We start from the raw sequence: 13,849 nt of genomic DNA, 5'->3' as shown, positions 1-13,849 counted from the left end.
GGATTTGGCTGCGTCAGGGGCTGGGGGGAAATTGCGCCGCCGCGGCTGGAGAACTGCAGCGCCTGCCTTAGCGCGACTGCTCAATACCCTCGCCATAAGGCGAGGGTATCTTCTATCAATGAGGCGCGCCGATTGGCAGAACGGTGCGACCAAACTGCTCGTTGAGCACTTCGCCCATCGCCAGATAAATCGCGCTACCGCCGCAGACTAAACCAATCCAGCCCGCGATTTTAACGATGCCTTCGTTATCGGCCAGGTGACCAATTGCCAGCAGGGCAAACAGGACGGTCAGGCTGAGGAAGACGAACTGCAGCATCCGTGCGGCTTTCAGGGTACCGAAGAACATAAACAGTGTGAACACTCCCCACAGTCCGAGATACATGCCCAGGAAGTGCGCATTCGGCGCCTCTGCCAGGCCCATTTTCGGCATGAGAAGAATTGCGACCAACGTCAGCCAGAAGGCGCCGTAGGACGTAAAAGCGGTTAAACCAAAGGTGTTACCCTTTTTAAATTCCAGCAGGCCTGCGAAAATCTGCGCAATACCGCCGTAAAAAATGCCCATCGCCAGGATAGCTACATCAAACGCGAAAAGGCCGCTATTCGCCAGGTTAAGCAGAATAGTGGTCATGCCGAAGCCCATAAGGCCCAGCGGTGCCGGATTAGCCAACTTAGTGTTGCCCATAATTCCTCAAAATAATGATTAGAAAGGGAAGCATTACCCCGTCGCTCAGCGGTGGGGCGCGGCATAATAATGAGGAGTCGCCAGGCTGTCTATGATCTGGCGAGGTATTTTTCACCAATTTTACACACTCTCTAAACGATGTCGGGCATTTGCCTGAGGCCAGGCGGACAAAGGCGTTCGTAAGGCTATGATCCGTCGAGCTTCTGGTCTTTCAACGCGGGGGCGGACTCGCTAAGCAGACTCATCGTCCCTTTACGGGGGCCCCAGCGTATGAACGCCGTGAGGCGCGCTTTTTTGAGTCATATCGGGAAAACGCCCTCGCCGACGGCCGGCTTCGTGGGGCGATGAAGATAAAAATTTTTTTGCCTCCCCCCTTGATGAAGCGGTGGGCGACCCCATCTTGTAGTCAACCGCAGTGAATGAACCTGAAAAAAAAAGATGTTGGGCAGTTGAAACCGCACGTTTCGCCCTTATTACAGGTTCACAACCACATGTTGACTGAATTTTTAGTGGAGACGTTTAGATGGGTAAAATTATTGGTATCGACCTGGGTACTACCAACTCTTGTGTAGCGATTATGGATGGCACTACTGCTCGCGTGCTGGAAAACGCCGAAGGCGATCGCACCACGCCTTCTATCATTGCTTATACCCAGGATGGTGAAACTCTGGTTGGTCAGCCGGCTAAACGTCAGGCAGTGACAAACCCGCAAAACACCCTGTTTGCGATTAAACGCCTGATTGGTCGCCGCTTCCAGGATGAAGAAGTTCAGCGTGACGTTTCTATCATGCCGTACAAAATCGTTGCCGCAGACAATGGCGACGCATGGCTTGATGTGAAAGGTACCCGCACCGCACCGCCGCAGATCTCTGCTGAAGTGCTGAAGAAAATGAAGAAAACCGCGGAAGATTACCTGGGTGAGCCGGTAACTGAAGCCGTTATCACCGTACCTGCATACTTCAACGATGCTCAGCGTCAGGCGACGAAAGACGCCGGTCGTATCGCGGGTCTGGAAGTTAAGCGTATCATCAACGAACCAACCGCAGCCGCGCTGGCTTACGGTCTGGATAAAGAAGTTGGCAACCGTACTATCGCGGTTTACGACCTCGGCGGTGGTACCTTCGATATCTCTATTATCGAAATCGACGAAGTTGACGGCGAGAAAACCTTCGAAGTTCTGGCAACCAACGGTGATACCCACCTGGGTGGCGAAGACTTCGACAGCCGTATGATCAACTACCTCGTTGACGAGTTTAAGAAAGATCAGGGCATTGACCTGCGTAACGACCCGCTGGCCATGCAGCGCCTGAAAGAAGCGGCAGAAAAAGCGAAAATCGAGCTTTCTTCCGCTCAGCAGACCGACGTGAATCTGCCGTACATCACCGCAGACGCTACCGGTCCGAAACACATGAACATTAAAGTGACCCGTGCGAAGCTGGAAAGCCTGGTAGAAGACCTGGTTAACCGCTCTATCGAGCCGCTGAAAGTTGCGCTGCAGGATGCTGGCCTGTCCGTATCCGACATCCAGGACGTTATCCTGGTTGGTGGTCAGACTCGTATGCCGATGGTGCAGAAGAAAGTCGCCGAGTTCTTTGGTAAAGAGCCGCGTAAAGACGTTAACCCGGATGAAGCTGTTGCTATCGGCGCAGCGGTTCAGGGCGGCGTGCTGACTGGTGAAGTTAAAGACGTTCTGCTGCTGGACGTGACCCCGCTGTCGCTGGGTATCGAAACCATGGGCGGCGTGATGACTGCGCTGATCAACAAGAACACCACTATCCCGACCAAGCACAGCCAGGTGTTCTCAACGGCGGAAGATAACCAGTCTGCGGTAACTATCCACGTGATTCAGGGCGAGCGTAAACGCGCCTCCGATAACAAATCACTGGGTCAGTTTAACCTCGACGGCATCAACCCGGCACCGCGCGGCATGCCGCAGATCGAAGTGACCTTCGATATCGATGCCGATGGTATCCTGCACGTCTCCGCGAAAGATAAAAACAGCGGTAAAGAGCAGAAAATTACCATTAAAGCGTCTTCCGGCCTGAACGAAGAAGAAATCGCTAAAATGGTTCGTGAAGCAGAAGCGAACGCGGAATCTGACCGTAAGTTCGAAGAGCTGGTTCAGACCCGTAACCAGGGCGACCATCTGCTGCACAGCACGCGTAAGCAGGTTGAAGAAGCGGGCGACAAGCTGCCGGCCGATGACAAAACTGCGATCGAGTCTGCGCTGACCGCGCTGGAAGCTTCTCTGAAAGGTGAAGACAAAGCCGATATTGAAGCGAAAATGCAGGCGCTGGCCCAGGCTTCCCAGAAGCTGATGGAAATTGCCCAGCAGCAGCATGCTCAGCAGCAGGCTGGCAGTGCTGAAGCTTCCGAAAGCAACGCGAAAGACGACGATGTCGTTGACGCTGAGTTTGAAGAAGTGAAAGACAAAAAATAATCGCCCTTTGAACGGGTAAAACACTGGCACGGGCGAAGAGGTTTCCTCTCCGCCCGTGCACGCATGTTAAGGGGCTGAAAAACACCAATGGCAAAGCAAGATTATTACGAGATTTTAGGCGTTTCCAAAACAGCGGAAGAGCGTGAAATCAAAAAGGCGTACAAGCGCCTGGCCATGAAATATCACCCGGACCGCAACCAGGGCGATAAAGAGGCCGAAGCTAAATTTAAAGAAATCAAAGAAGCCTACGAGATCCTGACGGATGATCAGAAGCGTGCGGCCTACGATCAGTACGGACACGTCGCGTTTGAGCAGGGCGGCATGGGCGGCGGCGGCGGTGGTTTCGGCGGTGGCGCGGATTTCAGCGATATCTTTGGCGATGTTTTTGGCGATATCTTCGGCGGTGGCCGCGGTCGTCAGCGCGCGTCGCGCGGGGCTGACCTGCGCTACAACATGGATCTGACGCTGGAAGAAGCGGTTCGCGGCGTAACGAAAGAGATCCGCATCCCGACGCTGGAAGAGTGCGACGTCTGCCACGGCAGCGGCGCGAAATCGGGCAGCAAGCCGCAGACCTGTCCGACCTGTCACGGTGCCGGCCAGGTGCAGATGCGTCAGGGCTTCTTCGCCGTTCAGCAGACCTGTCCGCACTGTCAGGGACGCGGTACGCTGATCAAAGACCCGTGCAATAAATGCCACGGTCACGGTCGCGTAGAGAAAACTAAAACGCTGTCGGTTAAAATCCCGGCAGGCGTAGACACCGGCGATCGCATTCGTCTGTCTGGCGAAGGTGAAGCTGGCGAGCACGGCGCTCCGGCCGGCGATCTGTACGTTCAGGTCCAGGTGAAGCAGCACGCCATCTTTGAGCGCGAAGGCAATAACCTGTACTGCGAAGTGCCGATTAACTTCACCATGGCGGCGCTGGGCGGCGAGATTGAAGTCCCGACCCTGGACGGCCGCGTGAATCTGAAGGTGCCTGGCGAAACGCAGACCGGCAAGCTGTTCCGCATGCGTGGTAAAGGCGTCAAGTCCGTACGCGGCGGCGCGCAGGGCGATCTGCTGTGCCGCGTGGTGGTTGAGACGCCGGTTGGCCTCAACGACAAGCAGCGGCAGCTGTTGAAAGAACTTCAGGAAAGCTTCGGCGGCCCGACGGGTGAGAACAACAGCCCGCGCTCCAAAAGCTTCTTTGACGGCGTGAAGAAATTCTTCGATGATTTGACGCGCTAATCATCGTGCCGTGTAAAAAGCCACTTTATTGCGAAGTGGCTTTTTTATTTCTCGCCGTCTCTCCGTTAGTTACTGCCTGAATTTCTCGTTCGGACCCTTTCTGATCCTTCTCTTCTCATTTCGTAAAAACCGAACGACGGAGCAATAATAAACTTATTTTTTCGAGCTGTTATGGCGATTAGAATATTTTAAACGATGAATAATCCTGATAGAGAGAATAAAAAGTGAAACATCTGCAGCGTTTTTTAAGTAGCGATGCTTCCGGGGGCATCATCCTCATTTTTGCCGCCGTGCTGGCGATGCTGTTGGCAAATACCGGCGCCACCAGCGGTCTGTATCACTCCTTTCTGGAAACGCCCGTTCAGCTGCGCGTTGGCGCGCTGGAAATCAACAAGAACATGCTGCTGTGGATTAACGACGCGCTGATGGCCGTCTTCTTCCTGCTGATCGGCCTCGAAGTGAAGCGCGAGATGATGCAGGGAGCGCTGGCCAGCCGTCGTCAGGCGGTGTTCCCGGTGCTGGCCGCCCTGGGCGGGATGATCGTCCCGGCGCTTATCTACCTTGCGTTTAACGCCCAGGACCCGATTGCCAGAGGGGGCTGGGCGATCCCGGCGGCAACCGATATTGCGTTCGCGCTGGGCGTGCTGGCGCTGCTCGGCAGCCGCGTGCCTGTGGCGCTGAAGATTTTCCTGATGGCGCTGGCGATCATTGATGACCTGGGCGCGATCGTGATTATCGCGCTGTTCTACACCAACGACCTTTCCGTGTTGTCGCTCGCGGTGGCGGCGGGGGCCATTGGCGTGTTGGCGCTGCTGAACCTGAGCGGGGTGCGGCGCACCGGTATCTATATTCTGGTCGGCGCCGTGCTGTGGACCGCGGTGCTGAAGTCCGGGGTTCACGCCACCTTAGCGGGGGTCATTGTCGGCTTTATGATCCCGCTGAAGGAGCAGGATGGCAAATCGCCGGCGAAGGCGCTTGAGCACGTTCTGCACCCGTGGGTTGCCTGGCTTATCCTGCCGCTCTTTGCCTTTGCTAATGCGGGCGTCTCGCTGCAAGGGGTAACGCCTGAGGGGCTGACGTCTCTGCTGCCGCTGGGGATTATTGCCGGGCTGTTTATTGGCAAGCCGCTGGGAATCGGCCTGTTCTGCTGGCTGGCGCTGAAGCTGAAGTGGGCTTCGCTGCCGGAAGGGACTCATTTCCCGCAGATTATGGCGGTCGGCGTGCTCTGCGGGATCGGCTTTACGATGTCGATTTTTATCGCCAGCCTGGCGTTTGCCAGCACTGACCCCGGCTTAATCAACTGGGCCAAGCTTGGCATTCTGACCGGCTCGGTGCTATCGGCCGTCAGCGGATATCTGCTGCTGCGCAAGCGCATAACGGTTCCCACCCACTCGGCGTAATACTTTCGGAGAGCCTGCAGAGGCTCTCCAGGACATTATCAGGGAGAGAAGCATGTCGCATATTAACTACAACCATCTGTACTACTTCTGGCACGTCTACAAGGAAGGCTCCGTGGTCGGAGCGGCGGAAGCGCTGTTTCTGACGCCGCAGACCATCACCGGACAAATTAAAGCGCTTGAAGAGCGCCTGCAGGGCAAGCTTTTTAAGCGTAAGGGCAGGGGGCTGGAGCCGAGCGAGCTGGGCGAGCTGGTGTTCCGCTACGCCGATCGCATGTTCACGCTCAGCCAGGAGATGCTGGATATCGTCAACTACCGCAAGGAGTCGAATTTGCTGTTCGACGTTGGCGTGGCGGATGCGCTGTCGAAGCGGCTGGTGAGCGGCGTGCTGGATGCGGCGGTGGTTGAGGATGAGCAGATCCACCTGCGCTGCTTTGAATCGACCCACGAGATGCTGCTGGAGCAGCTGAGCCAGCATAAGCTCGATATGATTATCTCCGACTGCCCCATCGACTCAACCCAGCAGGAGGGGCTGTTTTCGGTGCGCATCGGCGAATGCAGCGTGAGCTTCTGGTGCATGAATCCGCCGCCGGAGAAGCCGTTTCCCGCCTGCCTTGAGGAGCGTCGCCTGCTGATCCCCGGCCGGCGTTCGATGCTTGGCCGCAAGCTGCTGAACTGGTTTAATTCGCAGGGGCTCAAGGTTGAGATCCTTGGGGAGTTTGATGACGCGGCGCTGATGAAGGCGTTCGGCGCGGCGCACAACGCGATTTTTGTCGCGCCGACGCTCTACGCGCATGATTTCTACCACGACGAGTCGATTATTGAGATCGGCCGGATGGAGAACGTGATGGAGGAGTATCACGCCATCTTTGCCGAACGCATGATCCAGCATCCGGCGGTACAGCGTATCTGCAACCGCGACTACTCGGCGCTCTTTACCTCGCCGCCGCGCTGACGGGCAGCAGATTTCAGGCATAAAAAAACCCGCTTTCGCGGGTTTTTTTACAAAGCGATAACAAGCAGGCGATTAAGCCAGTTTGTTGATCTGAGCGGTCAGGTTTGCTTTATGACGCGCAGCTTTGTTTTTGTGGATCAGACCTTTAGCAGCCTGACGGTCCACGATTGGTTGCATTTCGTTAAATGTTTTCAGTGCAGTAGCTTTGTCGCCAGCTTCGATGGCTGCGTATACTTTCTTGATGAAAGTACGCATCATAGAGCGACGGCTAGCGTTGTGCTTGCGGGCCTTTTCAGACTGAACGGCGCGCTTCTTAGCTGATTTGATATTAGCCAAGGTCCAACTCCCAAATGTGTTCTATATGGACAATTCAAAGGCCGAGGAGAATGCCCGTTTAGCCTTCTTTTGTCAATGGATTTGTGCAAATAAGCGGCGCTTAAAACAACGACGCTTCATTACGTAGTGATGGCGCAAGATTCTACCAGCTTGTTGCGGGCGAATACAGCCTTTCCACCATAAAAATCGACGGGCGCGCGTAGTTTTCCCCGCGTTCCAGCGCTGAGTTGATGAATTCTCGGGATCTTTCAACGAAGAGGTGCAATCGCTGGTTAACGTCGCCAGTTGTACAAGGTATACTCGGACGATTTTCACTGTTTTGAGCCAGACATGAAGCTGATACGCGGCATACATAATCTCAGCCAGGCCCCGCACGGGTGCGTGCTGACCATTGGTAATTTTGACGGTGTGCACCGCGGGCATCAGGCGCTGCTGCAGCGCTTGCGCGCAGAGGGCCGCCAGCGTGGCTTACCGGTGGTAGTGATGATTTTCGAACCGCAGCCGCTGGAGCTGTTTGCCGCCGATAAGGCGCCTGCACGCCTGACGCGCCTGCGTGAAAAGCTGCGCTATTTGGCTGAAAGCGGCGTCGACTACGTGCTGTGCGTGCGGTTCGACCGACGCTTTGCCGCTCTGACCGCTCAGGACTTTATCAGCGAGCTGCTGGTCCGCCGGCTGGGCGTGCAGTTCCTCGCCGTGGGCGATGATTTCCGCTTTGGCGCTGGTCGTCAGGGGGATTTCTTGTTATTACAGAAAGCCGGGGTGGAGTTTGGGTTCGACATCACCAGCACCCAGACCTTCTGTGAAGGCGGCGTCCGCATCAGCAGTACTGCGGTGCGGCAGGCGCTGGCGGACGACGATCTTGTCCTTGCAGAAACCCTGCTGGGCCATCCGTTTACCATCTCCGGGCGCGTGGTGCACGGCGATGAGCTGGGGCGCACCATTGGCTTCCCGACGGCGAACTTACCGCTGCGTCGTCAGGTTTCCCCGGTTAAAGGGGTCTATGCGGTAGAAGTAACGGGGCTTGGCGACAAACCTTTGCCGGGTGTCGCCAATATTGGCACTCGCCCAACGGTCGCCGGCGTCCGTCAACAGCTGGAAGTGCATCTGCTGGACGTTGTAATGGACCTCTACGGTCGCCATATAGATGTAATACTGCGTAAAAAAATACGTAACGAACAGCGGTTTGCGTCGCTCGATGAGCTGAAGGCGCAAATTGCACGTGATGAGTTAACGGCCCGCGAGCTTTTTGGGCTGACCAGGCAGGCATAAACCTGTTGGTGTTTATCAAACCGAAATACGGAACCGAGAATCTGATGAGTGACTATAAATCCACCCTGAATTTGCCGGAAACAGGGTTCCCGATGCGTGGCGATCTCGCCAAACGCGAACCGGGAATGCTGGCGCGTTGGACCGATGATGATCTGTACGGCATCATCCGTGCGGCGAAAAAAGGCAAAAAAACCTTCATTCTGCATGATGGCCCTCCTTATGCGAATGGCAGCATTCATATTGGTCACTCGGTTAACAAGATTCTGAAAGACATTATCGTTAAGTCCAAAGGGCTGACGGGCTATGATTCTCCCTACGTGCCGGGCTGGGACTGCCACGGTCTGCCGATCGAGCTGAAAGTGGAGCAGGAGTACGGCAAACCGGGAGAGAAGTTCACCGCGGCCGAGTTCCGCGCCAAGTGCCGCGAATACGCCGCGACCCAGGTTGACGGCCAGCGTAAAGACTTTATCCGTCTTGGCGTGCTGGGCGACTGGTCGCGTCCTTACCTGACCATGGACTTCAAAACCGAAGCCAATATCATCCGCGCGCTGGGTAAAATCATCGGCAACGGCCACCTGCACAAAGGCGCGAAGCCGGTGCACTGGTGCGTAGACTGCCGCTCCGCGCTGGCGGAAGCGGAAGTTGAGTATTACGACAAAACCTCTCCGTCTATCGACGTGGCGTTCCACGCCGTCGATAAAGCGGCGGTGCTGGCGAAGTTCGGCGTTGCCGACGTCAGCGGTCCGGTCTCCCTGGTTATCTGGACCACCACCCCGTGGACCCTGCCGGCTAACCGCGCGATCTCCCTGTCGCCGGAGTTCGACTATGCGCTGGTGCAGGTTGACGGCCAGGCGCTGATCCTGGCGAAAGACCTGGTGGAAAGCGTCATGAAGCGTACGGGCGTTGCGGATTACACCATCCTTGCGGTGGTCAACGGCGCCGAGCTGGAGCTGATGCGCTTTAAGCATCCGTTCCTCGACTTCGACGTTCCGGCGATCCTCGGCGACCACGTTACCCTCGATGCGGGTACCGGCGCGGTGCATACCGCCGGCGGCCACGGTCCTGACGACTACACCATCAGCCAGAAATATGGCCTGGAAATCGCCAATCCGGTCGGCCCGGACGGCGCCTACCTGCCGGGAACCTATTCGTCGCTGGACGGCATCAACGTCTTCAAAGCCAACGACATCATCGTTGAGCTGCTGCGTGACAGCGGCGCGCTGCTGCACGTTGAAAAAATGCAGCACAGCTATCCGTGCTGCTGGCGCCACAAGTCGCCGATCATCTTCCGCGCCACGCCGCAGTGGTTCGTCAGCATGGATCAGAAAGGCCTGCGCGCGCAGTCGCTGAAAGAGATTAAAGGCGTGCAGTGGATCCCGGACTGGGGCCAGGCGCGTATCGAATCGATGGTGGCCAACCGCCCTGACTGGTGTATCTCCCGTCAGCGTACCTGGGGTGTTCCGATGTCCCTGTTCGTGCACAAAGAGACCCAGGAGCTGCATCCGCGCACCCTGGAGCTGATGGAAGAAGTGGCGAAGCGCGTTGAGGTTGACGGTATTCAGGCGTGGTGGGATCTCGACTCCCGCGACATCCTCGGTGCCGATGCCGACAGCTACGAGAAAGTGCCGGATACCCTCGACGTGTGGTTCGACTCCGGCTCTACCCACTCCTCGGTGGTTGACGTGCGTCCGGAGTTTTCCGGTCACGCCGCCGATATGTATCTGGAAGGTTCCGACCAGCACCGCGGCTGGTTCATGTCCTCGCTGATGATCTCCACGGCGATGAAGGGCAAAGCGCCGTATCGCCAGGTGCTGACCCACGGCTTTACCGTTGATGGCCAGGGCCGCAAGATGTCCAAATCCATCGGTAATACCGTCTCTCCGCAGGACGTGATGAACAAGCTGGGCGCGGATATCCTGCGCCTGTGGGTGGCTTCCACCGACTATACCGGCGAAATGGCGGTCTCCGATGAGATCCTCAAACGCGCCGCCGACAGCTATCGTCGTATCCGTAACACCGCGCGCTTCCTGCTGGCGAACCTTAACGGCTTCGACCCGCTGACCGACATGGTGAAACCGGAAGAGATGGTGGTGCTCGATCGCTGGGCGGTCGGCTGCGCGCAGGCGGCGCAGGAAGATATCCTCAAAGCCTACGAGTCCTACGATTTCCACGAAGTGGTGCAGCGCCTGATGCGCTTCTGCTCCATCGAGATGGGCTCGTTCTACCTCGACATCATCAAAGACCGCCAGTACACCGCGAAAGCGGACAGCGTGGCGCGTCGCAGCTGCCAGACCGCGCTGTTCCACATCGTGGAAGCGCTGGTGCGCTGGATGGCGCCGATCATGTCCTTCACCGCCGACGAAATCTGGGGCTACCTGCCGGGTTCCCGCGAGAAATACGTCTTCACCGGTGAGTGGTATGAAGGCCTGTTCGGCCTGGCCGACGATGAAGCGATGAACGACGGCTTCTGGGACGAACTGCTAAAAGTGCGCGGTGAAGTGAACAAGGTCATCGAACAGGCTCGCGCCGACAAGCTGGTGGGCGGCTCCCTTGAGGCTGCGGTCACGCTGTATGCCGATAGCGAGCTGGCGACCAAGCTGAACGCGCTGGGCGACGAGCTGCGCTTTGTCCTGCTGACCTCCGGGGCGAAAGTGGCCGATTACGCGCAGGCGCCGGCCGATGCCTGGCAGAGCGAACTGCTGAAGGGTCTGCGGGTTGTGCTGAGCAAAGCGGAAGGCGATAAGTGCCCACGCTGCTGGCACTACACCAGCGACGTCGGCAAGGTGGCGGAACACGCGGAAATCTGCGGTCGCTGTGTCAGCAACGTCGCCGGTGACGGCGAACAACGTAAGTTTGCCTGATGAGTAAATCTGTCTGTTCAACCGGGCTACGCTGGCTGTGGGTCGTCGTCGCCGTGCTGATTATCGATCTGGGCAGCAAATTCCTGATCCTCCAGAACTTTGCTCTGGGGGATACGGTTTCGCTGTTCCCATCGCTGAACCTGCACTATGCGCGCAACTACGGCGCGGCCTTTAGCTTCCTCGCCGATAGCGGCGGCTGGCAGCGCTGGTTCTTTGCGGGAATTGCCCTCGGCATCTGCGTGATTCTGACGGTGCTAATGTACCGCTCGAAGGCGACGCAGAAGCTCAATAACATCGCCTACGCGCTGATTATTGGCGGGGCGTTAGGCAACCTGTTCGACCGGCTGTGGCACGGTTTTGTCGTCGATATGATTGATTTTTACGTCGGTGAGTGGCATTTCGCCACCTTCAACCTGGCCGATACCGCCATCTGTATCGGCGCGGCGCTGATTGTGCTGGAAGGCTTTTTGCCCGGCGCTGCGAAGAAAACCGCGTAATCCCTGCCGGGTGGCGTTTTCGCCGGCCCGGCCTACATTATAAGCGTACCCCGCCGCCGCGCGGGGGAAACGCAGAACCAACTTAGAGCAAACCTGCATGTCAAACTCTGTACAGAGCAACAGCGGGGTGCTGGTGCACTTCACGCTGAAACTTGATGATGGCTCCACCGCGGAGTCTACGCGCAATAACGGCAAGCCGGCGCTGTTCCGTCTCGGCGACGCTTCGCTCTCCGAGGGGCTCGAGCAGCACCTGCTGGGGCTGAAGGCGGGGGATAAAACCAACTTCTCCCTCGAGCCTGATGCCGCGTTTGGCGTACCCAGCCCGGACCTGATTCAGTACTTCTCCCGCCGCGAGTTTATCGATGCGGGCGAGCCGGAAATTGGCGCAATTATGCTCTTTACCGCAATGGATGGCAGCGAAATGCCCGGCGTGATTCGGGAAGTTAACGGCGATTCCATCACCGTTGATTTCAACCATCCGCTGGCCGGGCGCACCGTTCATTTTGATATTGAAGTGCTGGAAGTCGATCCGGCGCTGGAGGAGTAAAATGCAGATCCTGTTGGCTAACCCGCGCGGCTTCTGCGCCGGCGTTGACCGCGCTATCAGCATTGTCGAAAACGCGCTGACGCTGTACGGCGCGCCGATCTATGTTCGTCATGAAGTGGTGCACAACCGCTATGTGGTCGATAGCCTGCGCAAGCGCGGCGCTATTTTTATCGAGCAAATCAGCGAAGTGCCGGACGGCGCGATCCTGATTTTCTCCGCCCACGGCGTCTCCCAGGCGGTACGCAACGAGGCAAAAAATCGCGACCTGACGGTCTTCGATGCCACCTGTCCGCTGGTGACCAAGGTCCATATGGAGGTGGCTCGCGCCAGCCGCCGCGGCGAAGAGTCGATTCTGATTGGTCACGCCGGTCACCCGGAAGTTGAGGGGACGATGGGCCAGTACAGCAACCCGCAGGGGGGCATGTACCTGGTGGAGTCGCCGGACGACGTCTGGACGCTGGAAGTGAAAAACGACGCCAGGCTGTCGTTTATGACTCAGACCACGCTCTCCGTCGATGACACCTCCGACGTCATTGACGCCCTGCGCGAGCGCTTCCCGAAAATCGTCGGGCCGCGTAAAGACGATATTTGCTACGCTACCACCAACCGTCAGGAAGCGGTACGCGCGCTGGCGGAGCAGGCGGACGTGGTGCTGGTGGTGGGGTCGAAGAACTCCTCCAACTCCAACCGCCTGGCCGAACTCGCGCAGCGCATGGGGAAAGCGGCGTATCTGATCGATGATGCGGCCGATATCCAGGAGCCGTGGGTCAAAGCGGCCACATGCGTGGGCGTAACCGCCGGCGCATCGGCGCCGGATATCCTGGTGCAGAACGTGATTGCTCGCCTGCAGGAGCTTGGCGGCGGCGACGCGGTGCCGCTGGAAGGGCGCGAAGAGAACATCGTCTTTGAAGTGCCGAAAGAGCTGCGGGTTGACGTCCGTGAAGTAGAGTAAGTTCTTTACGCCGTCAGTATGCGAAGATGCCAGACTTAACGTCTGGCATTTTTTTTGGAGAATTTATGCGCTTACCGATAGTTCTTGATACCGATCCCGGCATTGATGATGCGGCGGCGATCGCCGCGGCGCTGTTTGCGCCCGAGCTGGATCTGCAGCTGATGACCACGGTGGCCGGCAACGTGTCGGTGGAAAAAACCACCCGCAATGCGCTGCAGCTGCTGCATTTCTGGAACGCCGACGTGCCGCTGGCCCAGGGCGCCTCAATGCCCCTGCTGCGCCCGCTGCGCGATGCGGCCTCCGTTCACGGCGAGTCGGGGATGGAAGGGTATGAGTTTGTCGAGCATCGCTGCCAGCCGCTGCCGAAACCGGCGTTTCAGGCCATTCGCGATGCGCTGATGCATGCCCCGGAGCCGATGACGCTGGTGGCCATTGGCCCGCTGACCAACATTGCGCTGCTGCTGACGCAGTATCCGGAGTGCCGGTTTAACATTCGCCGTCTGGTCATTATGGGCGGATCCGCCGGGCGGGGTAACTTCACCCCCAACGCCGAGTTCAATATTGCCATCGATCCGGAAGCCGCGGCGAAGGTGTTTCAGAGCGGGCTGGAGATTGTGATGTGCGGGCTGGACGTCACCAATCAGGCCATACTCGCCCCGGAATATCTCGCCACGCTGCCGACGCTCAAC

General features: G+C 57.7%; 12 protein-coding genes. 10 read left to right on the top strand and 2 right to left on the bottom strand.

Going from position 1 to position 13,849, the window contains the following annotated elements; genetic code table 11:
- Positions 1 to 115: 115 nt before the first annotated feature.
- Entirely contained in the window at positions 116 to 682 is a 567-nt protein-coding gene (satP, locus tag PFH44_RS18320) for an acetate uptake transporter (protein WP_045860029.1), read from the bottom strand.
- Between the two features lie 523 nt (positions 683 to 1,205).
- On the opposite strand from satP, the gene dnaK reads away from it, so the two are divergent.
- The 4 genes from dnaK to nhaR all read left to right on the top strand — a co-directional run bounded on the left by dnaK (position 1,206) and on the right by nhaR (position 6,698).
- Entirely contained in the window at positions 1,206 to 3,122 is a 1,917-nt protein-coding gene (gene dnaK / locus PFH44_RS18315; protein WP_045860027.1) for a molecular chaperone DnaK, read from the top strand.
- An 87-nt stretch (positions 3,123 to 3,209) separates the two neighbouring features.
- Positions 3,210 to 4,346: a molecular chaperone DnaJ gene (gene dnaJ, locus PFH44_RS18310; protein ID WP_283825762.1), complete on the top strand. Its 1,137-nt coding sequence runs from the start codon at positions 3,210 to 3,212 to the stop codon at positions 4,344 to 4,346.
- Positions 4,347 to 4,570: 224 nt separating this feature from the next.
- A complete protein-coding gene (gene nhaA, locus PFH44_RS18305) occupies positions 4,571 to 5,746 on the top strand; it encodes a Na+/H+ antiporter NhaA (protein WP_283825761.1) in 1,176 nt (391 codons plus the stop codon).
- Positions 5,747 to 5,798: 52 nt separating this feature from the next.
- Positions 5,799 to 6,698 (top strand): transcriptional activator NhaR, encoded by a 900-nt coding sequence (gene nhaR, locus PFH44_RS18300; RefSeq protein WP_041143980.1) that lies wholly within the window; start codon positions 5,799 to 5,801, stop codon positions 6,696 to 6,698.
- 72 nt (positions 6,699 to 6,770) lie between these two features.
- Here the strand turns inward: nhaR and rpsT are convergent, their stop codons facing one another.
- Positions 6,771 to 7,034 carry a 30S ribosomal protein S20 gene (rpsT, locus tag PFH44_RS18295; RefSeq protein ID WP_283825760.1) on the bottom strand — a complete coding sequence of 88 codons (264 nt, stop codon included), beginning with the start codon at positions 7,032 to 7,034 and terminating at the stop codon, positions 6,771 to 6,773.
- A gap of 330 nt (positions 7,035 to 7,364) precedes the next feature.
- On the opposite strand from rpsT, the gene ribF reads away from it, so the two are divergent.
- The 6 genes from ribF to PFH44_RS18260 form a co-directional block, all read left to right on the top strand.
- On the top strand, positions 7,365 to 8,303 hold the full coding sequence (ribF, locus tag PFH44_RS18285) for a bifunctional riboflavin kinase/FAD synthetase (protein WP_041143981.1): 939 nt from the start codon (positions 7,365 to 7,367) through the stop codon (positions 8,301 to 8,303).
- A gap of 44 nt (positions 8,304 to 8,347) precedes the next feature.
- Positions 8,348 to 11,164: an isoleucine--tRNA ligase gene (gene ileS / locus PFH44_RS18280; RefSeq protein WP_283825759.1), complete on the top strand. Its 2,817-nt coding sequence runs from the start codon at positions 8,348 to 8,350 to the stop codon at positions 11,162 to 11,164.
- Positions 11,164 to 11,661 carry a signal peptidase II gene (gene lspA / locus PFH44_RS18275; RefSeq protein ID WP_045860018.1) on the top strand — a complete coding sequence of 166 codons (498 nt, stop codon included), beginning with the start codon at positions 11,164 to 11,166 and terminating at the stop codon, positions 11,659 to 11,661. Before ileS ends, lspA begins: the two co-directional genes overlap by 1 nt.
- A 97-nt stretch (positions 11,662 to 11,758) precedes the next feature.
- Positions 11,759 to 12,208, top strand: coding sequence for an FKBP-type peptidyl-prolyl cis-trans isomerase (fkpB, locus tag PFH44_RS18270; protein ID WP_045860016.1), 450 nt, complete (start codon positions 11,759 to 11,761; stop codon positions 12,206 to 12,208).
- A gap of 1 nt (position 12,209) precedes the next feature.
- The gene (ispH, locus tag PFH44_RS18265; protein ID WP_045860014.1) at positions 12,210 to 13,160 is read left to right on the top strand and encodes a 4-hydroxy-3-methylbut-2-enyl diphosphate reductase; all 951 of its coding nucleotides are present in this window, start codon (positions 12,210 to 12,212) and stop codon (positions 13,158 to 13,160) included.
- A gap of 65 nt (positions 13,161 to 13,225) precedes the next feature.
- On the top strand, positions 13,226 to 13,849 hold a 624-nt coding region (locus tag PFH44_RS18260), incomplete at its 3' end, for a nucleoside hydrolase (RefSeq protein ID WP_283825758.1).

The sequence above is a fragment of the Klebsiella sp. Ech2A genome (genome assembly GCF_030078455.1).
GTDB classification, from domain to species: domain Bacteria; phylum Pseudomonadota; class Gammaproteobacteria; order Enterobacterales; family Enterobacteriaceae; genus Klebsiella; species Klebsiella terrigena.
This window is presented reverse-complemented; position numbering and strand designations above follow the sequence as displayed.